22 protein-coding genes are annotated in these 25,026 nt (G+C 51.3%); 13 read left to right on the top strand and 9 right to left on the bottom strand.

The annotated features are described in order from the left end of the window. Positions 1 to 8 precede the first annotated feature (8 nt). From gyrA to MKY59_RS18970, 4 genes are all read left to right on the top strand, one after another. On the top strand, positions 9 to 2,474 hold the full coding sequence (gyrA, locus tag MKY59_RS18985; RefSeq protein WP_339273154.1) for a DNA gyrase subunit A: 2,466 nt from the start codon (positions 9 to 11) through the stop codon (positions 2,472 to 2,474). A 240-nt stretch (positions 2,475 to 2,714) separates the two neighbouring features. Next, a complete protein-coding gene (locus tag MKY59_RS18980; protein WP_236411887.1) occupies positions 2,715 to 3,152 on the top strand; it encodes a MarR family transcriptional regulator in 438 nt (145 codons plus the stop codon). 222 nt (positions 3,153 to 3,374) lie between these two features. Beyond that, the gene (locus tag MKY59_RS18975) at positions 3,375 to 3,839 is read left to right on the top strand and encodes a MarR family winged helix-turn-helix transcriptional regulator (RefSeq protein WP_339273151.1); all 465 of its coding nucleotides are present in this window, start codon (positions 3,375 to 3,377) and stop codon (positions 3,837 to 3,839) included. Beyond that, on the top strand, positions 3,836 to 5,350 hold the full coding sequence (locus MKY59_RS18970) for a DHA2 family efflux MFS transporter permease subunit (protein WP_236411891.1): 1,515 nt from the start codon (positions 3,836 to 3,838) through the stop codon (positions 5,348 to 5,350). The genes MKY59_RS18975 and MKY59_RS18970 overlap by 4 nt, the downstream gene beginning before the upstream one ends. Positions 5,351 to 5,483: 133 nt before the next feature. Here MKY59_RS18970 and MKY59_RS18965 read toward each other — a convergent pair whose 3' ends face one another. The 3 genes from MKY59_RS18965 to MKY59_RS18955 form a co-directional block, all read right to left on the bottom strand. Further along, on the bottom strand, positions 5,484 to 5,828 hold the full coding sequence (locus MKY59_RS18965; RefSeq protein WP_339273148.1) for an MGMT family protein: 345 nt from the start codon (positions 5,826 to 5,828) through the stop codon (positions 5,484 to 5,486). A gap of 157 nt (positions 5,829 to 5,985) precedes the next feature. Then, complete coding sequence (locus tag MKY59_RS18960; protein ID WP_339273146.1) at positions 5,986 to 6,714, bottom strand: RNA pseudouridine synthase; 729 nt, start codon at positions 6,712 to 6,714, stop codon at positions 5,986 to 5,988. Positions 6,715 to 6,717: 3 nt separating this feature from the next. Then, positions 6,718 to 7,581: a class I SAM-dependent methyltransferase gene (locus MKY59_RS18955; RefSeq protein WP_236411899.1), complete on the bottom strand. Its 864-nt coding sequence runs from the start codon at positions 7,579 to 7,581 to the stop codon at positions 6,718 to 6,720. Positions 7,582 to 7,808: 227 nt separating this feature from the next. Between MKY59_RS18955 and MKY59_RS18950 the strand changes: the two genes are divergently transcribed. From MKY59_RS18950 to MKY59_RS18940, 3 genes are all read left to right on the top strand, one after another. Continuing rightward, a complete protein-coding gene (locus MKY59_RS18950; protein WP_339273143.1) occupies positions 7,809 to 8,261 on the top strand; it encodes a flavodoxin in 453 nt (150 codons plus the stop codon). A gap of 5 nt (positions 8,262 to 8,266) precedes the next feature. After that, positions 8,267 to 9,076, top strand: coding sequence for a hypothetical protein (locus MKY59_RS18945; RefSeq protein ID WP_339273141.1), 810 nt, complete (start codon positions 8,267 to 8,269; stop codon positions 9,074 to 9,076). Positions 9,077 to 9,162: 86 nt separating this feature from the next. Continuing rightward, positions 9,163 to 9,729, top strand: coding sequence for a nitroreductase family protein (locus tag MKY59_RS18940; RefSeq protein WP_236411905.1), 567 nt, complete (start codon positions 9,163 to 9,165; stop codon positions 9,727 to 9,729). A 22-nt stretch (positions 9,730 to 9,751) separates the two neighbouring features. Here the strand turns inward: MKY59_RS18940 and MKY59_RS18935 are convergent, their stop codons facing one another. Next, entirely contained in the window at positions 9,752 to 11,209 is a 1,458-nt protein-coding gene (locus MKY59_RS18935) for a 4-hydroxyphenylacetate 3-hydroxylase N-terminal domain-containing protein (protein ID WP_339273138.1), read from the bottom strand. Between the two features lie 198 nt (positions 11,210 to 11,407). After that, positions 11,408 to 11,560, bottom strand: a complete 153-nt coding sequence (locus MKY59_RS18930) for a DUF1540 domain-containing protein (RefSeq protein ID WP_339273136.1) — start codon at positions 11,558 to 11,560, stop codon at positions 11,408 to 11,410. A gap of 295 nt (positions 11,561 to 11,855) precedes the next feature. Between MKY59_RS18930 and MKY59_RS18925 the strand changes: the two genes are divergently transcribed. Beyond that, entirely contained in the window at positions 11,856 to 12,668 is an 813-nt protein-coding gene (locus MKY59_RS18925) for an ATP-binding protein (RefSeq protein ID WP_339273134.1), read from the top strand. Positions 12,669 to 12,750: 82 nt separating this feature from the next. Here MKY59_RS18925 and MKY59_RS18920 read toward each other — a convergent pair whose 3' ends face one another. Together MKY59_RS18920 and MKY59_RS18915 are read right to left on the bottom strand one after the other, a co-directional pair. After that, positions 12,751 to 14,214 carry a HAMP domain-containing sensor histidine kinase gene (locus MKY59_RS18920; protein ID WP_339273132.1) on the bottom strand — a complete coding sequence of 488 codons (1,464 nt, stop codon included), beginning with the start codon at positions 14,212 to 14,214 and terminating at the stop codon, positions 12,751 to 12,753. Further along, positions 14,199 to 14,885, bottom strand: coding sequence for a response regulator transcription factor (locus MKY59_RS18915; protein WP_236411913.1), 687 nt, complete (start codon positions 14,883 to 14,885; stop codon positions 14,199 to 14,201). The genes MKY59_RS18920 and MKY59_RS18915 overlap by 16 nt, the downstream gene beginning before the upstream one ends. Positions 14,886 to 15,097: 212 nt before the next feature. On the opposite strand from MKY59_RS18915, the gene MKY59_RS18910 reads away from it, so the two are divergent. Then, positions 15,098 to 15,814, top strand: a complete 717-nt coding sequence (locus tag MKY59_RS18910) for a YceI family protein (RefSeq protein ID WP_236411915.1) — start codon at positions 15,098 to 15,100, stop codon at positions 15,812 to 15,814. Positions 15,815 to 16,096: 282 nt separating this feature from the next. Further along, complete coding sequence (locus MKY59_RS18905; protein WP_339273129.1) at positions 16,097 to 20,470, top strand: glycosyl hydrolase 53 family protein; 4,374 nt, start codon at positions 16,097 to 16,099, stop codon at positions 20,468 to 20,470. Positions 20,471 to 20,648: 178 nt separating this feature from the next. Here the strand turns inward: MKY59_RS18905 and MKY59_RS18900 are convergent, their stop codons facing one another. Beyond that, on the bottom strand, positions 20,649 to 21,464 hold the full coding sequence (locus MKY59_RS18900; RefSeq protein WP_339273127.1) for a DUF6492 family protein: 816 nt from the start codon (positions 21,462 to 21,464) through the stop codon (positions 20,649 to 20,651). A gap of 195 nt (positions 21,465 to 21,659) precedes the next feature. Here MKY59_RS18900 and MKY59_RS18895 point away from each other — a divergent pair, with 195 nt between their 5' ends. Continuing rightward, positions 21,660 to 22,424: a YheC/YheD family protein gene (locus MKY59_RS18895; RefSeq protein WP_236411924.1), complete on the top strand. Its 765-nt coding sequence runs from the start codon at positions 21,660 to 21,662 to the stop codon at positions 22,422 to 22,424. A 220-nt stretch (positions 22,425 to 22,644) separates the two neighbouring features. Here the strand turns inward: MKY59_RS18895 and MKY59_RS18890 are convergent, their stop codons facing one another. Next, positions 22,645 to 23,358, bottom strand: a complete 714-nt coding sequence (locus tag MKY59_RS18890; RefSeq protein WP_236411930.1) for a stalk domain-containing protein — start codon at positions 23,356 to 23,358, stop codon at positions 22,645 to 22,647. Between the two features lie 487 nt (positions 23,359 to 23,845). Between MKY59_RS18890 and MKY59_RS18885 the strand changes: the two genes are divergently transcribed. Together MKY59_RS18885 and MKY59_RS18880 are read left to right on the top strand one after the other, a co-directional pair. Beyond that, on the top strand, positions 23,846 to 24,550 hold the full coding sequence (locus tag MKY59_RS18885; protein ID WP_339273124.1) for a hypothetical protein: 705 nt from the start codon (positions 23,846 to 23,848) through the stop codon (positions 24,548 to 24,550). Next, the gene (locus tag MKY59_RS18880; RefSeq protein WP_339273122.1) at positions 24,498 to 25,025 is read left to right on the top strand and encodes an accessory gene regulator B family protein; all 528 of its coding nucleotides are present in this window, start codon (positions 24,498 to 24,500) and stop codon (positions 25,023 to 25,025) included. The genes MKY59_RS18885 and MKY59_RS18880 overlap by 53 nt, the downstream gene beginning before the upstream one ends. Position 25,026 lies beyond the last annotated feature (1 nt).

Raw genomic sequence — 25,026 nt, 5'->3', positions numbered from 1 at the left:
TGTTTGGAATGAGTCTATCAGAGCAGTTTTTGCCGGCCTTTCTGGAAGAGGTCGTAGGTGACCGTTTCGGTCGCTATTCCAAATATATTATCCAGGATCGCGCCATCCCGGATGTGCGCGATGGTCTGAAGCCGGTTCAGCGGCGGATTTTGTACGCCATGTACGATTCGGGCAACACACCGGACAAACCCTATCGCAAATCGGCGAAAACGGTCGGGGACGTGATGGGGAATTACCATCCCCATGGAGACTCTTCGATCTATGAGGGTATGGTACGGATGGCGCAGCCTTGGAAAATGGGCCATGTATTGGTGGACGGCCACGGCAACTGGGGCTCCCAGGATGATGACCCGGCAGCGGCGATGCGTTATACGGAAGCCCGGTTGTCGCCGATTGCAATGGAAATGCTGCGCGATATCGAGAAACGGACGGTGCTGTTCAAGGACAATTTCGATAATACGGCCAAAGAACCGGTTGTACTGCCATCCCGATATCCCAATTTGCTCGTGAATGGCGTCAGCGGCATTTCCTCCGGTTTTGCGACGGAAATTCCGACCCATAATTTAAGGGAAGTTATCGATGCTTGCCTGGCTGTTATGGAGAAGCCATCGATTGGACTGGAAGAAATCATGATGTTCCTGAAAGGACCGGATTTCCCGACAGGCGGATTGATTATGGGCGGCGAAGGCATTATGGACGCGTACCGCACGGGTCGGGGCCGCATTTATATCCGCTCCAAAACCGATATCGAAAACATGCGCGGCGGCAAACAGCAGATCGTTATTACGGAAATTCCGTATCAAGTGGTCAAATCGCGTCTCGTGACCTCGATGGAGAACATTCGGCTTGAGAAAAAAGTCGAAGGCATCGCCGAGGTCCGGGACGAAAGCGGGCGTGAAGGTTTGCGCATCGTCGTCGAGTTGAAGAAGGATGCCGATGCACAGGGCATACTGGCCTATTTGCTGAAAAAGACGGATCTTCAGGTGACGTACAATTTCAACATGGTTGCCATCGTCAACAAGGCGCCGCAGCAGCTCGGGCTAAAAGCGATGCTGGAAGCTTACATCGCGCATCAGCGGGAAGTGGTCACGTACCGCACCCGGTTTGAACTGGAGAAGGCCGAAGATCGCGCACATGTACTGGAAGGGCTCGTCAAAGCGCTTAACATTTTGGACGAGGTCATTGCGGCCATTAAAGCGTCCAAAAACCGCCAAGACGCGCAAAACAACCTCATGTGGATGTTTGGTTTTACGGAACGGCAGGCCGACTCGATTCTCACCCTGCAGCTCTATCGCCTGACCAACCTGGAGATCACCTCACTGGAGAAGGAGCTCGCCGATCTGATGAAAAAAATCGCGCAGCTTCGTGGCATTCTGGAGAGTGACCGCAAGCTGATCGGCGTCATTCGCAAGGAGCTGCTGGAGATTCGCGAGAAATACGGCATCGACCGCCGCTCCGCCATTCAGGGCGAAGTCGAAGAACTCAAGGTAAACCTTGAAGTTCTGGTGAATGCCGAGGATGTATTTGTGTCATTGTCCAAAGAAGGGTACATCAAACGCACGGGAATGCAATCTTTCACTCGCTCTGGCGGGGAACGCAGCGGAAGCGGCGTGAAGGAGGGCGATTATATCGCCCAACTGCTTGAAGTGAATACGCTGGACAATTTGCTTGTGTTTACGCAAAAAGGCCAATACTTCCTCCTGCCTGTGCACCAGGTTCCCGAATTCAAGTGGAAGGACCCGGGTACGGCGATCGTGAACGTGATTCCCCTTGGGAAAGATGATCGAATCACCAACGTGCTGCAGATCAAATCGTTTGATGAGCCGAATCACAGCCTTGTATTTGTCACGCGCAAGGGACAGGTGAAACGTACCGAACTGAAAGAGTACGTGACGAAACGTTCCGGAGCCGTAGCTGCTTGCAAAGTGGGCAAAGACGATGAAGTTCTCTCGGTGCATCTGAGCACGGGAGATAAGGACATCTTGTTGATTACCAAGGAAGCGATGGCTATTCGTTTCCGCGAGGACGAAGTGAACGCCATGGGACGGGTGTCCGGCGGGGTAAGAGGCATTCAGCTCAAGGATACGGATGAAGTGGTTACCGCTCTTTGGGTGGAAGGAGAGGAAGGCGAAATCGCGGTATTGTCCGATCTGGGATACGGCAAACGCTCCTTGCTTCTCGATTACGCTCTTCAGAGCCGTGGCGGCAAAGGCGTGGCTACCTTTGAATTCAAGGAAGGCAAGCGGGTCAAACCGAACGGCAGCCGCATCGCCGGGGCTTTCTACTGCCGTGAAGAACGCAAAGTGAACGTAATGACCAAAGAGGGCCAGGTATTCACGCTGTCCTCCGAGAGCATGCCGATCCAAGAGCGGAAGCATATCGGCAAACTGCTCGTACATGTAGACAAAAAGGATGAGGTCGTGGAGCTTCTGAAGGACTTGGATGAAACCAATTCGCATGACGTTTCGTCTTGACCCTTTCCTTGCAAAGACGTTTCGCCTTGCAAAAGCGCAGCAGCTTTTGTCGGGCGGACCGTCTTTTTTTGTTGTTCGGACACGGATTAAAAGAGAGACTTCATGCGAAGTTTAACAACCTTCGTCGATTGCGGTCGATCGCTGGGAAATTGAAAAAATGCAGCAGGAATGCGGCTTTGAAGCGCGAAAACCTTAAGCAGATGAAGTGATTACCTGACCGCAGAGAGGAGCGATACCAACATGTATTATTCCGATTTCACCAAATGCTGGTCGAGGCTGACCAAGGATTACAAACTTCACATGGACCAGGAGCTGGCCCCTTCCTTAACGGAAGCACAATTGACTGCACTCGAGGTACTTGATGATCATGGGCGCATGAAACCATCCGACCTGATTCCATTTTTGGCGACGACCCCTGCAGCGGTTACAATGCTGCTTGACCGAATGGAAAAGAACGGATTGATCCATAGGGAGCGCGACGATCAGGATCGCAGAATCGTTTGGGTGTCCCTGTCCGAAAAAGGCAGGATCGAAACACAGCGCGGGCTCGCCATCCGCAATGAATTCATGAACTCTGTGCTCAGCAACATTTCGATGCATAATCAGCAGCTGCTGGTATATTTGCTGGGAAAAATGACTGCCCCCAAAAATAAGGAGCATGCCTTATCCACTTCATAAAATGATGGTCTTTGGGTAACCATAGGAAAACCTGCTCGTTTGAGGCAGGCTGCCTATGGTTATTTTTTTGATAAGGCGGGTTTTGCAAGGATTTAGCCAATCTCCAAAAAATCGAAAAAAACCAATATGTAAAGAGTTGACTATGTAAAAAAAGATGCTTATAATAAATAATTGTTCCCCTGATATTTCGTGTGCGAAATATTATATTCCAAAAGTAAAAGGGTGAAACAATTGTCAGATACACAGGACACATATGAAGTTTTCTACATCATCAATTCGTTTCGACAGGTTAATCAAATGCTGTTTCGAGAATTCTGGAATGAAAACAAAGAAATTGAATTGACCTCGATCCAATTCATGGTGTTATCCATTTTGAAGGAGCGCCCTTCGATCGGCAACAACGACGTGGCCGAATTGTGCCATGTCGGCAGCAGTTCGATGAGCGCCGTCGTAGAACGTTTGGTCAAAGGCGGATACATCGTTCGCACCCGTTCCGACTCCGACCGCCGCTCCGTTGTGCTGCAGATGACGGACAAAGGGGAACGCGCACAAAAGGAAACGCATCGGCTGTGGATGGAAAGAGTGTCTCCGATTTTGGACATTCCCAAAGAAGATTTGGACCACCTGCTTCGGATTCATAATCTGATGATTGAAAAGCTACAAGGAAGAGAGATGAACAACGAATGAGTACAACAACTGCAGCTGCTCCATCATCAGCGATGGACAGCATCAAGAAGGGACCGATTGTTGCCGCGCTATTGATCGGAGCATTCGTGGCCTTTTTGAACCAAACATTGATGAACGTGGCTCTTCCGAAGATCATGGAAGACCTGGCGATTGGAGCCAACACGGCCCAATGGCTGACAACGGGCTACATGCTCGTCAATGGTGTTTTGATTCCGGTAACCGCATATTTGATTGCAAAATTTTCCACGCGCCAAATTTTTATTACCGCCATGCTATTATTTACCATTGGTACGCTGATCTGCGGAATTAGTCCCAACTTTGCCATTCTGATGGTTGGACGGGTTATTCAGGCAGGCGGCGCGGGTATTCTGATGCCTCTGATGACGGTTGTATTTTTGACCATCTTCCCGATCGAGAAACGCGGTCAGGCCATGGGTACGATGGGGATCGCGATGATCTTGGCTCCGGCCATTGGACCAACATTGTCGGGTTATATCGTCGAGCACTATTCCTGGAGATTGCTGTTTTATATCATCTTGCCATTCTCCATTATTGCAACAGCGATTGGTATCGCTTTTGTCAAAAACGTAACGCGCCAATCCAAACCGAAACTGGACTATCCGGGCGTTATTTTGTCCACAGTGGGATTTGGCAGCTTGCTCTACGGATTCAGTGACGCAGGTACAGACGGATGGGGCAGTACGGTCGTTATCACTTGCCTTGTTGTGGGCGCCGTCGCTCTGGTCCTGTTCGTCATTCGCCAGCTGATGACTGATCATCCGCTGCTTGAGTTCCGCATTTTCAAATACAATATGTACACATTGACCACGATCATCAACATGCTGGTGACGATGGCGATGTTCGCGGGTATGATCCTGCTTCCGATCTTTCTGCAAAATATTCGCCAGTTCACGCCGATCGAATCCGGCTTGCTGATGATGCCGGGTGCCATTTTGATGGGGATTATGTCCCCGATTACCGGACGGATCTTCGATAAAGTGGGTGCGCGCTGGTTGTCCGTTGCCGGACTCGCCGTAACGGCGGTCACAACCTGGGGTCTGAGCAGACTTGCGATCGACACATCTTACGGATACATGATGTTTATTTACACAGCGCGTATGTTCGGGATGTCCATGCTGATGATGCCGATTCAGACAGCCGGTCTGAACCAGCTTCCGCAGCGCCTGAACGCGCACGGTACGGCGATGTCGAATACGCTCCGGACGGTTGCCGGTGCAATCGGTACGGCCATTCTCGTTACGATTATGAGCAGCAAACTCAAATCCCATCTGGCTGATACGATGGCAGCGAACCATATTTCGCCGACGGATCAGGCAGCCATGTTGAATGCGACGGCAGACGCTACGATTTATGGCGTTAACTATGCCTTTACGGTAGCTACGTGGATGACGGTAGCGGCAATGCTGCTGGCTTTCTTCATCCGCAAAACCAAACCAGCCGTAGAGAACGAAGCAAGTACGGAACCGAAAAAATCCAGTGCAACAGCGTAATACAACCCTGTCCTGCAGGAACGTGGATTCAGGGATGAGGATCAGCCCATAAAATAAAAAAAATCCCTTCCGGGTTAGTCGAATTGGCTAGCCCGGAGGGGATTTTTATTTGGGGCAGCGTACATGTTGCGCGTTATTCTTCATCGAGGGGAGGTTCCAGCAGAAAATCGGGACCCGGATCATGGCCGAAGCGTTGAAGATCAATCGTGCCATCCAGTTGAAACTCTACGCCCTCGCTGATGAGCTCCGTTTCCTGCATCATACGGGAGTGCTCATCGGGGATGGAGATGGCGCCTTTGGCGTTTACGACGCGATGCCAAGGCAATCGCTCTTTACGGCTCATGGAGTGGAGAATGCGTACCACTTGTCTGGCGGCTCGCGGGCTTCCCGCAAGAGCGGCAATCTGCCCGTAAGTCATGACTTTGCCCTCGGGAATGGCGGCGATCATGGCGACGACTTGTTTGGTGAACGGTGTCACGAAAATCAGCTCCTTGAAGTTAGGTGATGGAGAAAAAGGGTATCGGAAAATGCTTTCGGCGATGCATCGTTCGAACAACCGGAACTTCGGTTGGAACATAGATAAGGAAAAAACCGTGCAAACCGGATATCGATCCGGATCTGCACGGTTGGAAAGTCTATTTGCCGAAGGTTTTCTCATAGAGATCGAGGGACCACTCGGACCATGGATACTCCCGTGGCGGCAGTGATCGGAGCACGACCTCTTCCTTCGTGACCGGATGTGGAAACGCAGCAATGGAAGACCAGAGCGCGATCTGTTGTCCGGGTTTGTTCAGGTGTGCGCCGTATTTCTGGTCGCCATAGAGCGGGCAGCCGACAGCCATCATCTGAACCCGGATTTGGTGTGATCTGCCTGTGTGCAGCTCGATATGAACGAGACTGTGTTTCTCCGTTTGACCGACGACCCAATAGTCGAGCACGGCATCTTTGCCGCCCGAAGTGCCTTTGGGCACAACCTTGACCGTATTGGTACGGGCATCTTTATAAAGCGTATGCTTCAGCGTGCCGTTCAGCGCAGGCAGTTTGCCGTGTACGACCGCAGCATAGATTTTGCGAAAATCACGCCCGCGCACCGTATCGGACAGGCGGGAAGCGGCTTTGGACGTTTTGGCGAAGATCATCGCGCCGCCAACCGGACGGTCCAGCCGATGGACCAGACCGAGATATACGTTGCCGGGTTTGTTGTAGCGTTCTTTCAAGTCCTGCTTGAGCAGTGTAAGCAAATCCGGGTCGCCCGATGCGTCTTCCTGCGTAGGCACGTTCACCGGCTTGCTGATGCCAAGCAAGTGATTGTCCTCAAAAAGCACAGGGATATCCGCACCGGACAAATGTTTGTGCGCGGACATGGATCAGGACTCCCAACGGCCAAGGATGCCGCAAGGCAGGTTCAGGCCGCTGCGCGTAATCGGAAGGCCGATTTCTCCGGCGTTGATCGTGCCTCCGTATTTGGCGGACATGGTCATCGTCAGCATGTTGCGCAGAACGGTTGGGGAAATGCCTGTCGTATAGGAATTAATCAGCATAAACAACGGGTTGTCCGAAATAATCTCCATGCAGGATTCGAGGAACGGATGCAGGTTCTGCTCCAGCTTCCAGGTTTCGCCGTTCGGGCCGCGCCCGTAGGACGGCGGATCCATGATGATCGCGTCGTAGCGGTTGCCGCGACGGATTTCGCGCTGCACGAATTTGAACACGTCATCGGTAATGAAGCGTACCGGGCGGTCGGCCAGACCGGACAGCTGTACGTTTTCTTTGGCCCATTGCACCATGCCTTTGGCTGCATCGACGTGAACGACGGAAGCCCCGGCGTACGCGGCTGCGACGGTGGCGCCCCCTGTGTAGGCGAACAGGTTCAGCACAGAAATCGGGCGGTTCGCGCCTTTGATTTTATCCATCATCCAGCTCCAGTTGGCTGCCTGTTCAGGGAACAGCCCGGTGTGCTTGAAGCTGGTCGGTTTGATATGGAATTTGAGGTTTTCGTATCCGATCGTCCAGCGTTCGGGAATAGGCTTTTTCATATCCCAGCTGCCGCCGCCGGAAGAGCTGCGGTGATAGTGCCCGTGCACTTGACGCCACTCGTTCGTTTCTTGTTTTTTCGGCCAAATAATTTGCGGATCCGGTCTGCGCAGAATGATGTCGCCCCAACGCTCGAGCTTCTCGCCGTCTCCCGTATCAATTACTTCGTAATCCTTCCAATTCTGTGCTACGTACATTGTGGTTTATCCATCCTTCGAAAGTCATTTGGATACTATTGTACAACAAATGATCACCTGCACGCCAGCTAAGGCGCGGATGAATTGCTTGGCCACAAAGCGTGAGCAGAATTGAGAAGGGAACTAAAATAATATTTGACAATGATAATCATTATCATCTATTATTTTGATGATATCGTATCGTTGGATTGACATGACATGAACCTATAAAAGCGAGGGGACAATAGATGGCTAAGTTATTGGTTGCATATGCAAGCCTGACAGGAAATACGGAAGAGATTGCAGAGTTGGTCGTGGAGGGAATCGAGCAGGCAGGGCACGAAGCGGTTCTCAAGTCCGTGACGGACTGCAACGCTGCCGACCTCATGGATTACGATGCATTTCTCATTGGAGTATATACCTGGGGAGACGGGGAAGTACCGGATGAATTTCTGGACTTTTACGAAGAACTGGATGAGCTTGACCTGAGCGGCAAGCGGGCGGCGGTGTTTGGCAGCGGAGATACGGCTTACGAGCAATTCTGCGGTGCCGTGGATGTGGTGGTGGATAAGCTGAAAGAGCGCGGGGCGGACGTGCATTCAGAAACGCTGAAGATCGAATACAGTCCGACGGAGCAGGAGAAGGTGACTTGCCGCGATTTCGGCAAAACGTTCGCTGCCGACGGATTAAGGGTGTCCTGATCATCATGTTGAAGCATAACATTCAAGCAGCTTCGGAACGTGAAACGACACGTTTTTCCGAACGTCTGCTTGAAGATTACAGGCTTGAAGAAATGCTGCGCAGCCCGCATCGGTTTTTCCGCCCGGAACCGAATGCCGACCAGCCTGTCACCCTGGAATGGAGGCACCGCGTGCAATACGCGGTCAGCCACGCAGTCAATGCGTTTTACAGCATGGAGCCGGGGATTCGCAAGGAAGTGCCCATCCAGTATTTGCTGGAAAAATGGTGGCCCAAAAAAACGACCGGTTTCGATTCCGTATTGCATTATTGGGACGTGAAAAACCGGATTACCGACGAGTTGTCCCTCGTGGCGGCCATGAACGAAGATCTGGATTATCCGTCCATCGTGTTCGAACAGTGGAAAACGGAAATACCGTCCATGTCCATGCATTTGTCCATGATTTTTCAGACGGTCTGGCAGCCTGCCGGTTGGGACTCGCTGCTGATCCAGAAATACATGGTCGTTTACGACCCCAATGTGGTTGAAGCATTCCAGCATATGGCTACCTTATTTTGCTGGGAAGCTTTCGGGCAGCTGCCGGGCATGATCGAAACGTATTGCCTGTTAGAGGGGCGCAAAATCCGCCATCTCCCCGGGCCGAGGTCGCTGCAGCGCTCGCAGGATTACATCCGGCTTGTCCGGGAAAGCATTCCCCGAGCGAAGGAGTCGTGCCTGGATTCGGATCGGTTTACACCTCGGGATAAGGCACGCATACATGACGAAACGGACCGCTGGAAATGCGAAGGCGAGCCCAAGAAAAATTGGGTGATGTAACGTCACTTATAGTGGCGGAATGCTGACAGAAGCATGCATGGATACGCCGATTCGTATGGACAGAGGAACAAGGGGGGAGCGAAGAAATGTCGGCAGGTATGAGGCAAGATATGGGGCATGGCAAAAAGCGCACAGGCGGCTGCGAGTTCAGTCCGCTGCCTGTTCCGAAATCCGTAATCGCACGGTTGCTTGATCAAGCAGATCCTTCATTATACGTTATGACGCCGGAGCCCTGGCGGTTTATGCTGTTCTCCGGAGAAGGGCGCCAGCTCTACCTGGAGGCGGTTCGTCAGAGTTATCCCCCTCATCTGGCGGATCGTTACGGGGATTGGGCCGCGTATCAATACACCGAAGCCATTCCCGCGCATCTTGTCGTCGTGGCACCGTTTAACGCCCGGGAAGATGATCCGCTGCAGGCCAAAGCATGGAGCAGAAGGTTCAGCCAGCTTGCGGCGGAGCAGGGGCTGCAGGCAGTCTGGAAAACAAATGACTACCAGCAGCATCCCGTGTTTATGAATCTGATGGGTTTAACGAGCGCGGAACGGGTATTGGGCGTGTTCCACATCGGCTATGGGGACCGGCCTTCTTTCGGCGATCTGAGCGTGGGCAGACCGGCCTCGGAGCTAATGACCGTCTACGACCATCGGATGTAGTGTCCGCCGAATGGCCTAACGTTTAGCGGTTTGTATCCGTGATGAAATCAAGCACTTGTTTGCGGAAGCGATCATCGCCGGAATAAGCCGAAACCAGTCGGCCCGACGCTGTAATCGTGTTGCCGAAGAAGAAACGTTCGAACTGCTTTTGTCTCCCGCCGAATGATCCGGCGCCGAGTTCCCATATGAGACGAAATAAAGCGGTCCGTTCAAATGATGCCAAATCGCTGCCTTTCAGGTACGTTTCCAGGTGTGCCGCCGCAGCCGAGCGGAAGTCTTCTTCTTGCGGGATCATGATCATGCCGCTCGAACCGACGAGCTGCAAAATTTCGATGATGTCGGGATACAGCTTGGGATAGATGAGGTTGGCGGCCAATAACGGTTTGGGGGCAGGCAAAACAAACCCCCGTCCGTCCGGAATGGCACCTTCCTCTGCCGCAACGGATAATGCTTTCAACGTTTCCAGGCCTGCCATCACGCGGGCTGTTTTTTCGATAACATGTGATTCGGAGCCCAAATCGAGCGTATCAGTCAACAATTGGATCGTTCCGAGCAGAAACTCGGTTTTGGCAATATACCGGCACAGCACTTGATGACCGGCATGAACGTGGAAATGGCTTTCCCGAAACAGGAGGGGGGACAGTTCCTCTTCTCCGGCGAAAAAAATTCGGTCATTGGGCACCAGCACATGATCGAAGATCACCAAATTGTCCATTTCCTCGTATTTGGAGCTGAGCGGGTAATTGAAATCCGACTCCGCCGCGTAACTATCCCGGCATACCATTGTAATTCCCGGCAAGTCATTGGGCACCGCGAAGGCAAAAACAAACGGGTTCTCGTCTTCGAATGGTGCAGGCGAAGGCGAAGGATACACAAGGACTTCGTCCGAGGTGGCGCCTTGGGTCGCCATCAGAAACGCGCCGCTGACGATCAGGCCCTCATGGGTGCGTTCCACGATTTTGGCGGCGATCGATTCTTCCGTGGAATCCAACAGACCCGAAATTTTGCTCGCATGCGGCTGGATGAAGGCATGAGAGAGGGTGATATCATTGTCCCGGCAGTAGGCGTAATAATTTTTCAAATTTTCGGCATATTGCGGCGATGCTTCGTTAAGTACTTCTGCGGCAGTATAGAAGGCCATAATCGCTGTATTCATGTAATCCGGAGATCTCCCCAGAAAACCATGGTGGATGCCTGACCAGATGTTCATCGCTTTTCGGCGTCTGCGCAAATCGTTGACATCGGTGGGCGGAAGAAAAGACATGCCTACAGGGCTCCCGTCGGATGGGGAAGCATAGGTCATCACGTCGGCCCATTGCGGGTCATGCTGCAAGTCATACATTTTCGCTTGCGTGCGCATCAATCCGGAGAACGCGAAATGTTCGGAGCGTTTACCGCTCAAAAGCTCTCCCTTGTACCAGCAAGGGACGGTTTGTTCGTCGATGCGGTTGATATACTGCTGGCCGTTTTTAGCGGGCATACACATTCACCTCTTGGATCGATTCGGTCATGGGCAGATTTCCTGCTGCCGTAGTTTACGTGGGGAGGCGCCCGAATGTGCATCCGTGAGCAAAACCGGGGAACATTTTAAAAATAAAGCTTGATAATAATTATCATTCTTGTTACAATACAAAAAGAAAAGGAACCGGCCAGGGTCCCTTTCCTTCAAGAGAGATGTTTATTTTACTTCAAATGTTTTGCAATCTGTTTCAGAAGAAGTGTTCGCCTCTTTGTTGCTGTGGCTTACAATGTAGATGGAAGAAGCGCTGCATTTGTTGTCTTGAGCCCAGTAACGGCAGGAGTTAACTTCACACAATACGTCTTTTGCCATGATTGTGACCTCGCTTTATCGGAATTGTCATTCATGGTAAAACGCTCCAGACTTAGCAAGTTGCCGCTTGCGAATCTGATCATTTGCTCTAGCATGAGATGCAGGGCTTTTTTGCGTTTTACAAGAATGCAAATTAAGAATAACAAATATTGGGCACGCTTGCAACAGGATGATCTGTAGTCCATGGATGATTTGCATAATAACTAGACAGCCTTTGCAAAATGGGCTTCTTATGTTATTGTTTAATAGTAATAATTACGATTAAACCACGATGAAATGAGGAGCATCCGAGATCATGGGCAAATCTATGAATTCCTACCGTATGCCGCGAGCTAAAGGCATGGATATGGCTGCATTTTATACAAGCAAAGAATGTGAGCGCAAAGCGAGACATATCGTATTTTCCGCAGAAAATGAAAGAATCGTCGAAGAATTTATTGCGATCCAAGGCATGAAGGAGCGATTTGCGGCTCACGATGTACCTTTGCCGAACAGGTTGGTCATGTTTGGCCCGCCGGGAACGGGTAAAACGCTAACCGCTTCGTATTTGGCAGCCCGACTGCAGCTGCCGCTTGTGCTCGTCCGTCTGGATGCGATCATCCACAGTCATCTCGGAGAGACCGGCTCTAACGTCCGCAAGCTGTTTGAATATGCCCGAACGAATCCGTGCGTGCTGTTCATGGACGAATTCGATGCCATTGCCCGTACCCGGGAATCGAATGATGAAGTGAAAGAAATGGCGAGGGTGGTCAACACCTTATTGCAATGCATGGATGAGTGGGAAGGGGAAAGTGTGTTTATGGCGGCGACCAATCTGGACGCACAGTTGGATCATGCGATATGGCGTCGTTTCGATACAAAAATAAATTATACCATGCCTGATCGCCAAAGCCGTGAGACGTATGTGGGCAAGCTGATCGGTTCCTTCGAACACGAACCGGGATTACCGGACTACATATGCAACCGCCTCGAAGGCTGCAGCTTCGCCGACGTGGAGCAGATCGTTCTCAAAGCCAAGCGGAAAGCGATCATTGCCGGCCGTTCGCTGCAAGAGCAGTTTGTGACAGAGGCTTATTCCGAATACATGCCGAGACCGGTAACGACTTAGCTTTTGATCTTGAAGAAATTGACACCCCCGAAGATTTCGTCAGAGAATCTTTCGGAGGTGTTTTTGGTCTGCCATCGGTGTGTCAAGCATTGACCGGAGAACGGTAGGTTTGCTCGCGCTTGTGCTGATCCGCCGGGGTCCAGAGCGGAAGCCTTAGCGTAAAGATACTGCCTTCCGGGCTGCTGGAAGCGAGGAACAGTTCTCCGTCCTGCGCTTCGGCGAGCAGACGACTGTAAGTCAAACCAAGTCCGAGTCCGCGAGTCCGGCGTTTTTTGAGTTCGCCGCGGTAGAAGCGTTCGAAGATTTTGGGCTGGTCTTCAGGAGCAATGCCTGTGCCATAGTCCCGTACATCGATCGAGAGATGCTCTCCCTCGGCTTGCAGGCGAATCCGGAACGCAGGCGTTTGTTCATCAGACATGGCTTGAAGCCCGTTATTCAGCAAGTTGACGATGATCTGCTGAACGCGGAGCGCATCGCCGATCGCATACTGCGTGCCCGTTGACGCTTCCAATTCAATCTCGGGCATTTTGTCCTCGCAGGTGATCCTCCACTGATAGATGATTTCCCTTACCAGCAGATGGAGATCGATACGTTCATGCCGCACCGCCACGCTGCCGGCGCTCATGGCGTTATAGTCCAGCAAATCGGCGACCATACGTTCCATCCGCTGAGATTCCTTCAGAGCGATATCGAGAAATTCCTTTCCTTCCTGGGGGCTGACAATGTCATCCCGTACGGCCATGACCAGACCCTTGATGGAGGTGACCGGGGTTTTCAATTCATGAGTGACCCCAGCCAAGGACAAGGCGCGCCATTCTTCCAATTGTTTCAGGCGAATGGACATATCCCGGAAGGAGCTGACAAGTTCATTCATTTCCTGTTCCTTCGTATCGATGTCCAGATTGACCTCATAATTGCCGATTCGGATCTGTTCTGCCGCATGGGCGACTTGCCGGATCGGTTTGGAGAGCTTGCGCGACAACCAATATATGGTGAACCAGCCGCACAGAATCAAGGCGGCGAGCAGCAGCACCACGATGACAAACGTTTCCGTGCTGAACGTGAGCGACTTTTTGGACTGCATGACCCATACTTTGCCAAGGGTTTCATTCGAGTCTGTAATGTTGACGGTAACGCCGGCGTAGTTCTTGTTCCTTGGCGCATTCAAGTCATCCGACAGATGATAGCGCACATCGTCCTGCGTCATTTTCGGCCTGGAGTACATCAAATGATGGTTGTTGTCCAGCACCATGATGCAGAAATAGTTGTCCGTGTTGAACAGTTTGATCCGCTTGTCCACCAGCATATCGATGTCCGGGGGGATGAGCAGCTTGTTTCCCGGTCCGGTCACTTTTTCCGCGATCTCAAGGCCGAGCAATTCGGCGGTTTTCATGCTTTTCTCAATGGACGTACTGCGAATCCAATAGAGCGCTCCTGCTGCAATCAGGGTGAATCCGATACAAAGAATCAGAAAATAGCGAAGAGTCCAGTAGGACAGCATGGATGTTTTGCGTGTGGGCGGATTCGGTTTTAGTTGGCGATCCAAAATTGATACCCCATTCCCCGCAGCGTGCGAATTTCTCCCGTTTCCGATTCCCATTGGCCTAGAGCCTGGCGCAGCCGCTTGATGGACAAGTCCACGGCCCGGTCGCTTCCATCATAGTCGAGCCCCCATACCTGTTCGATCAAGTGGTCTCTCGTGAAGGTCCGGTTGGGATATTCGGACAGGAACAGCAGCAGCGACAAGTCTCTTGGCGTGAGCGCCACTTCTGCACCGTGCAGCAAAACCTGCTTGGCCGTCAGGTCAATCACCAGGCTGCCAAAATATCGCTTGCCTGCACCGCCCGCCGTCAAGTAGGGATTGCGGCGCAGCACGGCATTGACCCGTGCCACGACCTCTTCCGGCACAAAGGGTTTGCTCATATAATCGTCCGCCCCGGCATTCAAGCCGTTCAGGCGGTCCTGTATATCGTCCAGTGCCGTCAGCATGATGACTGGACATGCGCTTTTATCACGAATCATTCGCAGCAGCTCCCAGCCGTCCATGCCGGGCAGCATGACATCCAGCAGAACGAGGGAAGGCGTGCTCGCATCAAACATGCTGTGGGCCGTCGGCCCGTCCGCGGCATGTCGCACATCGAATCCTGCTTTTCTCAGATAGGCAGCCAGCACGCGTGCGATAGCTTCCTCATCTTCGACGATGAGTATGGATTTCAAAGCGGCTTCTCCTTTCCATTGCCTTCGATTATTATCGGCACACGGCCTGAACTGATTGTACATGATCACATTTCTCAAAGCCAAGGCCCCTTTTTTCAGAAAATTGAAGGAAAATTTCCCTTGGTTTTCGTTTTGACGTCATCTTGACACATTCGGTTGATAAGATACTTCCAACGAACAAACAAATAACCAATCATTGGAGGAGAATAGAGATGAATAAAAAGACGAAGACTTGGGTGATTTCCGGCGTAGCCGCGATAGCGGTGCTTGGTGGTGGGGGTTATTATTTCGCGAACAGCTATTTGGGCAACAACGTCGAGATTGAGCAGGTACTGCCAGCCAGCACTTCGGGTTCCGCGGTGAGCGATGGCGGAGAGACGAGCTCCACAACGGGCGAAGCTGCGGGAGCGGAGCAGCTGAATGGCGATTGGAACATTGCCGAAGGTTCGAAAGTGTATTTCTCCGTAACGACATCGCGCGAAACCGTCAACTTCGTGGACGAGCAGGTTAGCGGCTCCTGGACAGTGAATGTGGACGATCCATCCCAGATGTCCGCCAGCGGACAGATCGAACTGGATGGCCTGGATTCCGGCAACGCTCAGCGCGACGAGCACGTGAAACAGGCCGATTTCTTCGACATCGCAACGAATCCGCAGGCGACGTTTACAGCAACATCGTTTGAAGGCGTTCCGGCAGAATGGCCGGCAGGCCAAACGGTCGACTTCAAAATGAACGGCACGTTAACGGTTAGAGGCATTGAGAAAGAAGTCACGTTTGATGTCAAAGCGGCGCAAGAAAACAACCAATTGCTGTTGTCCGCAACCACGGTCGTGACATTCGAAGACTTTGGCATGACGAACCCACACTCGGTTGTACTGTCCACCGAAAACGACATTCAAGTTCAATTGGAATTGAAACTGGACAAATGATCGGCCGAAGAAACACTCTATTATCTGATGCAGCAGCCGCTTCGATCCCATATCCAGCTCTCAAGTAGAATAAGCCTGTTTCCGGCCGGCATCTGGCAGGGGGACAGGCTTTTTGCATTGGGCCGTGCGCGTGAAGGATAGGCGCATTTTGTTGCAATAACTGCTGTTTCCTTTGCAAAATGCCGTGTTCCTCTCCAAATAGAAGCGCTTACAATTAGAGGTGATTTAGTGCATCACTTGTACAAATCAAGGCATGCCAATGCATGAGGGGGAGATCGGAAAGTGAACAAAAAGTACATATGCGGCTGTCTGGCCTTGCTGCTGATCATCTGTGATTGGGGATGGACGGCGCGGCCCGCTGCTGCGGCAAACGTAAATGTTGCCCTGAACAAACCGGTATCGGTAAGCTCGGAATACCAGGAGTACGGCAGCAAGAAGGAGCATTTGGTAGACGGGAGTCCGGATACACATTGGATGGCCAAGGCGGCAACGTCGGCGGACAGTCCGCAATGGGTCATGGTTGATCTGCAAGAAGCGTATGCATTGTCCGGCGCCGAGGTGACCTGGAAGGATTCGGATGTGGTCGTTCGGTATGCCGTCGAGACATCCGTGGATGGGGAAACGTGGACGAAACAAGTGGACCGTACGGATAATGATCATGCAGAGAGCACGGCCAGTCTGGAGTTTCAGGCATCGGGCGCAAGATACGTGAAAGTCAGTATGCCATTTTACAAAGAAACCGGTGCTTGGGCTGCCATCTCCGAGCTTCAAATCTGGGGACAGGAAGAAGGCACGGAGCCTGCGGACATTACTTCTTATGATTCGGTTAGCGTGTCGACGCTGAGAAGGGTAACCCCTGAGCTGCCGAAAGAGGTAAATGCCCATTATTCCAATGGCAGACGAGCGGCCGTGCCCGTCGACTGGGCTGCGATCGATCCGGGGCAGTACGATGCAGCAGGCAGCTTTACCGTAACGGGGACGGTGTACGGCGCCTCCGTGCAGCCTTCCGCCACGGTCACGGTGCAGCAATATCGCGACGATTATGCGCGCGGGGTGGACATTTCCACGCTTACGGCGATTGAAGACAATGGCGGTACATATGTCGACAGTGACGGTACGAAGCGGGATTTGCTCGATATTTTGAAGGATCGGGGGGTGAACTATGTTCGCCTTCGTTTATGGAATGATCCGCAGAAGTCGAATGGCTACAACGACAAGCAAGATGTCATTCGGATGGCTTCACGGGTGAAGGCCAAAGGCATGAAGCTGTTGGTCGATTTCCACTACTCGGATGAGTGGGCTCACCCTGGCCAGCAAATTCGCCCCAAAGCATGGGAGAACCTGTCCTTCGAGGAATTGAAGTCAGCGGTTCGGGAATACACGCAGAAAGTGGTAAGCGAGCTTAAAGCGGCTGGTGCAATGCCGGACATGGTTCAGATCGGTAACGAGATCAACAGCGGCGTATTAAACGGTCTGAACAGCAATGTGAATTTTGATGAAAACGCGGCTTTGCTGAACAGCGGCATTGCAGGCGTGCGCGACGTGGAAGGCGGCGACCAGGTGCGGATCATGATCCATCTGGCCGAGGGCGGAAAGTCGGAAATGTTCGATTGGTATTTTGGCGAACTAGAGAAGGGCAACGTGGATTACGACACCGTCGGATTATCCTATTATCCGTTCTGGCACGGCACGTTTGCCGACGTGCAGGCAACGATGAACCTTATCGCCGAGAAATACGGAAAAGATGTCATCATCGCGGAGACGTCCTATCCGTTTTCGTTCAAAAATGGGGATGCCCATGGCAACATTATCGGCACGCCGGAATCGCTGCATGTAGGCGGAGCGACATTTCCCGCCACGGTACAGGGTCAATATGATGTCATCGCCGGTATCATGGACATGATCGCCAAAGTTCCGGGAAACAAAGGCGCAGGATTTTTCTATTGGGAGCCGGCCTGGATCGCGGCGGACGTAGGCTGGATCGCTTCGGAAGGAGATGCGTGGGAGAACCAGGCCATGTTCGATTACGACGAATATCCGGGCAATGGGGGTTACTCCTACGAAGGGCGCGCGCTGGATTCGCTGGATGTGTATAAACGCGGCATAGCCATCGAGCCTGCCAACCGGCAGCGGCTGTGGGCAGCGATCTCGCGTGCCGAAGCGCTGGTGGAGAGCGATTTTGAGGCGGAGAGCTGGAAGACGCTTGCACCCGCGATCGAGCAGGCGCGCCAAGTCTACGAACAAGCCTATGCGAATACGGGGCTGACCCAAGCGGCGTCCGATGCTGCAGCACAGGCTTTGGAAGAGGTCATGCTGCACATGGAAGTCATTCCGGCCGATCTTACCGCACTTCAGGCGAAGATCGAGGAGGCTCGCACGTATAAGGAGGCAGACTGGTCTGCTGCGACGTGGGCGGTATTGGCAAAGGCGCTGGAGCAGGCTGAACGTGTATGGGCAGATCCGCGTTCCACGCAGACCGAGGTCAATGCGGCGGCAGAGAAGCTGGATAAGGCCATCCAGGGATTATCCGATGTGGACAAAACGGCTCTGACCATCCGAATCGGGGAAGTGCAGCAGCTTGCGGAATCCTCCTACACGAAGCGAAGTTGGCATGCGCTCAGAACAGCGCTGCAGGCTGCCATCGCCGTTCGTGACAAGGCGGATGCGATCCAAGCGGAGGTGAGCCAGTCGCTGGCTGATTTGGAGCGGGCAGCCGAAGGGCTGATTTCGCTGGAAGCGCTGACGACAGGCAAGACGGCTGAAGCATCCAGCAGTGCAGGTACGGGCGGCGGGCAGGCAAATTCGCCGGGTGGCGCGATCGACGGCAATCCGAACACGTCCTGGGGAACGGATCAGAGCGTCGGCAGCTGGTGGCAAGTCGATCTGGGGCAAACGGCCGTGCTGCGCAAAATCGAAATGTCGATGTGGAGCGGCGGCATCAAATACCGCATCGACGTGTCGGATGACAACGAACATTTCACGACGGTGATCGATACGACGAGCGACGTCGTGGTGTCGACGAGCCCGAGGCATGTTTTGCCGGAAGGTACGAAAGGCCGTTATATCCGGGTTACGGTCACTGCAGGTTCGACCTGGGTCGGATTCCTGGATTTTGAAGCGTATGGCGTGTTCCCGGCAGATTCTTCCGCGCTTGCTTCCACCGTGGATGCGGTGAAGTCGTTGCGTCAGAGCGATTATACGCGAGAGAGCTGGAGCGGCCTGACCCAGGCATTGGATTTGGCACATACGCTGCTGGCAGATGAAGAGACGTCTTCGGCGGAGCTTGCCGCCGCCAACGATGCATTGTCGCGAGCGATCAACGGACTGGTGAAGCAGCCGCAGACCACGGACCCGGGAACAGGCACAGGCACAGGAGGAACAACCCAGCCCTCCCAGCCGGGCACATCCGGCAGCGGAAATCATGGCGATGCAGCCCATGAAGGTACGATACCGAACATTGCAGAGACAGGGAACGATCCGAGGGGTTCTTCGATGACGATTCAAGGCACGTTGACCCAAGGCGTAGAGTATGTGGTTCAACCGACGCCGGGACAGGTGGCGCAGCAAGTGAAGGCGTTAGGCAGCGGGCAAAAATCATTGACGTTGATTGCCGATGTGCCGGATTCCGCGGAAGCGGTCACCTTCAAGCTGGATGCCGGACAATTCGCCGGATGGGTACGATCCGAATCGCTGCAGGTGTTGGAGCTATCGTTCAAACAGACGCGTGTACGCGTATATCTCGAAGATCTTGAGTCGCTGAAGGGCAACGTTTCCGGAGCCCTGGAGATTCGAGTAGGGGGAATGCCGTCGGATGCAACCGACGAACAACAAGCGGCCATGAAAAGCGGGAGAGAGATCGTACAGCTCCGGTTGTCGGTCAATGGAGAGCCCGTAGCATGGACGAACCGTGGCATTGAAGTGCTGTTGGAGGAGCTATCCGGGCCAAGCGCGGATCATCGGGTTCTGATTATGCAGACGCTTCGGGATAACGGGAAGCTGAAGCCGATTCTGTTCAGTCATTATGACGCAGCAGGCAAGCGGTTTGCGTTCAAACCGAATGAGCAAGGCACATTTGTGCTGACCGAAATTGCGGTGCCGTTCAATGACATCCAGCAGCATGCGTGGGCTTTGAACGAAGTGGGTGAACTGTACGGCAAAGGCGTCGTGTCGGGGATGACCGGGGACAGCTTCAAACCGCAAGAAGCGCTGACCCGGGCTCAATTCCTGCAGCTGCTTACGGGCGCGTTGGCCGACATGAATCACGAAAAGGAGAGCATTTTGCTTCCGGCGGACGTGAACGAAGATGCGTGGTATGCCGAGGCGGTGCGTCGGGGGATGCAGATGGGCATCGTGACCGGCAAAGCAGACGGCACGTTCGGAGCGAATGAGCCGGTGACGAGAGAGCAGATGGCCGTCATGCTGCAGCGGGCGCTGCAAGCTATGCACGGTGGCGAGGCAGCGAATGCTTCAGCAGCGGCGACTTCCCGATTCAGCGATGACGAAAGCATTTCCGCGTATGCGAAACAGGCGGTCGCGGCCATGCAGGATCTGGGGCTGCTCCAAGGCATGGCAGATGGCAGGTTCGAGCCGCAAGGGACGACCAGCCGGGCGCAGGGTGCCGTCGTTGCTGCACGTATGCTGCGGCAGTTATACTAAGTTGGAACGTCAAAAGGATCGGGCCATAAATGGGCCCGATTTTTTTTCGTTTGCGGGAGTCCGATCAGTTAACTGACGGACCTTCGGTTAACCATAGGCCAACAAGCCTTTAGGCATCCGCCTGAATTTCGGATCATCGGGGAATGGAATCGTTTGCGCTCTTTCCACGAGGCCCTCCTTAAGCTCTTGGAGCTTTGCTGTAGATTTTCCGTTTGTGAAAGGACAATGAGCGGTATCGGCGTGATAATGTGCGGATTTCCTGATTCGATAAAGAAGAGGCGTCCTTCGAAAGGCTCTTGTTCTTCGAGCTCCTCAGGATCATGCGCTCGGCATGACTTGAGTACATATAGTTGGCATAGGTTTCATATTCGGAAAAGCCGAATTGCTTCTTCTTGTTGATGCTGGACAGGATTGCCTTATACCACGGCAAGCGGTGGATCGTTTCGATTTTCTTTTTTAATGAAGCGAGCTCCGTTTTTTCAAACAGCATGTAGTGGGTGACGAATGAACGGGGCCGAGGGGCTTTGCTGCGCAGCAGCTTGCGGTACGTGTTGAAATATTCGGGTTGGCTCCAATCGCGACAATAAAATGCAGTTTTGTTACCGGTCATGAACGAGTGGGGGCGAATCAGGACGGTATCCGCATCGATGACCAGGAAGTGCTGCGCTTTGACGACGCGGTCTCCGTTCATTTTTAAAAGTTGCTGGTACAACCATCCCGACCGGTTCCACCGGTACGATTGATAATGAATATCGTCTTTGGTGAAGGGGAGGACGGTTCGTTCGTTCACGAACGTACAGTTTTTACGGGAGCAGAGCTTTCGGATACCGCTGCTCTCCGGAGATACGATGTAGATTCGACCAATGGGATGCCGGACATGGCGTCGAACGCTATCGATGACATGGGGAAGGGTATTCAAGTCTTTATCGATCGCGGGGATCAGCACGTCGATTCGGGTCGAGTTGTTGGCTTCCGCTTTAGCCTGAACGGCCATTTCTTCAGCTCCTTGCGCGTTGGTTTTCATTTTGTTCATGGTATGTGTGCATGAGGGAGATGGTCAGGGCGCATGAACGCATCCATTTTCGTTAATCGGGGGCGTTTGCGTAGGGTGTCCGATTCCCTTATGCATATAATGCATGGTCTTAATGAGGAGGCAGGAAGTCTTTCATCGAATGAGGGGAGAGGAAGCGTGGTGGTAGTCCGTAAATCGCAGCCATTAAGCAGCAAATGGGTAAAGACGAAGGCGATTCTCAGTAACGATTACATCAGGCCGTTCGTTCCTGATACGCAGAGATATAATGCGGCCAATCTGAAATCGATGATCCACAAATACGGCATGGTTTATGTCAAACCCGAGCGCGGTACGCATGGGAAAGGCGTAATCAAAGCGGAAGTGGCGGGGCGGCGGCATTATGCCTATCAATGGGAGCAGCGGCGTTGGACATTCGAGGACTTCGATTCCTTTCATGCCAGCCTGAATCGACGTGTAGGGAAAAAGGAGTACCTGGTTCAGAGAGGAATCCACCTGCTCAAGCACAACAACAGGCATTTTGATATCCGGGTCATGGTCCAGATCAATCCGAACAAACAGTGGGAAGCTACCGGGGTGATCGGTCGGCTGGGCCACCCCGCGAAAATCGTGACCAATTATCACAGCGGCGGCAAACCGATGGACATTCACCAGCTGTTGGGATCGCATGCTTCCTCAAAACGTAGAGAACAAGTGGTTCGGGATATGAATGAGCTCGGATTGCAAATCGCCCGCCATATGAAGAAAAAATACCCTTATCTGAAGCAGATCGGCGTGGATTTTGGCCTGGATCATATGATGAAGCCGTGGATCATTGAGGTGAACATCAAGCCAGACCCTTATATTTTCAATCAATTAAAGGATAAAGCGATGTACCGCAGGGTCATTCATTGTTATCGCAAACTGCAAACCGAGCCGAAATAATAGGGAGTATCCAAAAACAGCGGCAGACAAAAAACGTCACGTTAAATGGCTTTTTTGCGCGTAAGGGCCGTTTTGTCCAAAATGCCCCCTGCAGGAATAACTCCCTTCAAGTTAAGCGCCTCTAGTATATTAGGAGAAACACACTTCCCTCATAGCGTGCCTTCATTAATGTGCTGTTATGAGGGAAATGATGAAAACGTTGGATGTGATTGAACAAATATTAGTTGAGTTCGGTGAGTTTAACATCCCAAAGTTTGGAAGGCTCCGATGAAGAAGGCGTTCCATGCGTGTTAAACTCTATCGTCAATTTATTCCCGCCTACTACATCAACATTAAAATTTATCGGTTCCATCCCTCTTGAAAGAGTCGGGGATTCATAGATTTTTTGGTCATCAACAGTGATTACTACTGAACGAAGATAACCGTCTTCCAGTTTGTCTGATACTGCGTAATTTCCTGAAATCGTTTTATATTTTCCTTTTAATAAATACACTGCCTGATCCCCATTTGAACGTAAGTTTAACGATGGTTGAATCTTTTCTTGTAGAATTTCAAAGGCTGTTAATTTATCATCCCATTCAAACTTGCCTTCCCAAGGAGTGAGTTGGTGCAAGCCAACAATTTTACCAGTTCCCTGTTGTTTTCCAATGGAGACAGTGGCAGTCGTCCGATCCCAACTAACATCTTTTCCTAGAGCTGAAGATATACCGCGGATTGGCAGATATGTAGTACCGTCTACAATGAAAGGCTCGATCGTATTTCCGTTTGCATCTTTTGGTGTTATTGCTACGCCGTCTACAATTACTTTAATGTTGTTGTACACTGCAGTCAGTTTCTTACTGAAAGGATAGTCAGCTGCATAAGCAATCCCAGAGGTTAGTAGAAGGGTTGCAGAAGCACCTATTATAATTCCTTTGAACGTGTTGTTCTTCAAGTCAATCTCCTCTTTTCTAGTATATGTATTTGCTATATCTCATTATTGTATGATTTCAAATAAATGGACAGTGTCTAGCATGGGTTTAATTACTTAAATTTACATTTCGGTGATGGAAATTATAATGGCTTCACTCAAAAAAAGTTTCAATTATGTATGATGTTTGTGAAGTAATGACGATGATTTAGATTGAAGCGGGATGAGCTTATGAACGAACGTGGGCTGAAATCCTCGACAAATCAGCAACATGACAGCGATCAATTGAACATCGTTTCTGAGAACTCATGATGTATCCTTTTCTAAATAACAATATTATCCTTTACAAAAATGCTATATTTACATTATAATAAGAACAAACGTTCCTTGTATAAAAAAGAAATAATAGCGATTTATGGTATCCATCTGTATTAAATTGGCTATGGAATTGCCATACGTTCCTTTATAATAACTACAATAGTTATTCTAATAGGGATGGTGCCAAGTAACCGTGGTCATTTATATTATCCTTGGATTTTTTGATGCATTAGCGATGTTGTTATTGATGCTGAAACTGTACATGTTACCGTTTAGAGCGTATGGCGTCAAAATTACATATTTCGTTTTCTTTATCTCTACATTTTCGTATATGATTCGCATTACTTTAGAGTCGCCAAAGCTGGATTTACCTTTGCAGTATATTTTCTTCGTGCTTTTTTTACGGTTTGGGATGGAATTGAAAGTGCACTTGTCCGCTTTTATAGCTGGGGCGGGAATATCCGCTTATGCAGCAATACAAATGGCCATTTACCATCTGTTTCATTTTTTTGATGTTATGCACATAAGCGTGATTCAACAGAATGAGGGAAGTATGGTTTATTTGCTTCAGTCCGCTTCCATCCTGATTACCTATGCGATCGGCTTTGTGCTCTCCATCTTCGACTATGGGTTCTCATTTATCATCAGGCCACCGCATGACTTTTTGACAAAAGAGAACTACTTATCCAGCACTAATTTACCTTACTTAATAGGAACCATCATTTCTGCATTTATGATCTGCATGACGTTGATCTTATTATACAGCTCTGATCCAACACGGCTTTTAGTTCTAGCCATTCTAACGTTTGGAGTTTCCTATTTCTTTTCCATAAGGAGGGAACGAGGTGATATTAGAGCGGTTGTCGAGGCGTATCGCGCTAAGCATAAAAGCAGCTGATCCTGAAGGACCTGGAACCGTTGAAATTTTGGAGTACGAGCTGGGCCTTCGTCTTAACTGGTATACAGGGTTGTTATTGACAATCCTTTTAGGTTTGGCATTCGGGACGTTTATCGGAGCTCTGATCGCTCTGTTTTCATTTGTGATGCTGAGAAAGTTTTCAGGCGGAGTGCATCTGCCGATAACGATCTGCTCTGTTGTAACGGGAGTTGTTGCGGCGATCATTCCGTTGATCCATTTGAATGTAGAAGCCATGCTTGTACTGAATGCAATCAGTCTTATTATTGTATTGCTTTATGCGCCAAACGAATTTGAGTATGTCAATCCAACATCGTGGGATCGATGGCTGAAATGGATTTCAGCCGGGCTCGTAGTCGCCAATTTTGCAGTCAAGTCATCAGAAATAACATGGGCATTTTTTATTCAAGCCATTCTCATCCTTCCAGTATGGACCAAACGGGAAGGAGGTGATTAAA

The organism is Paenibacillus sp. FSL W8-0426 (genome assembly GCF_037969725.1).
Taxonomy (GTDB): Bacteria; Bacillota; Bacilli; order Paenibacillales; family Paenibacillaceae; genus Paenibacillus; species Paenibacillus hubeiensis.
Note: the sequence above shows the minus strand (reverse complement) of the source record. Positions and strands in the feature narration are given on the sequence as shown.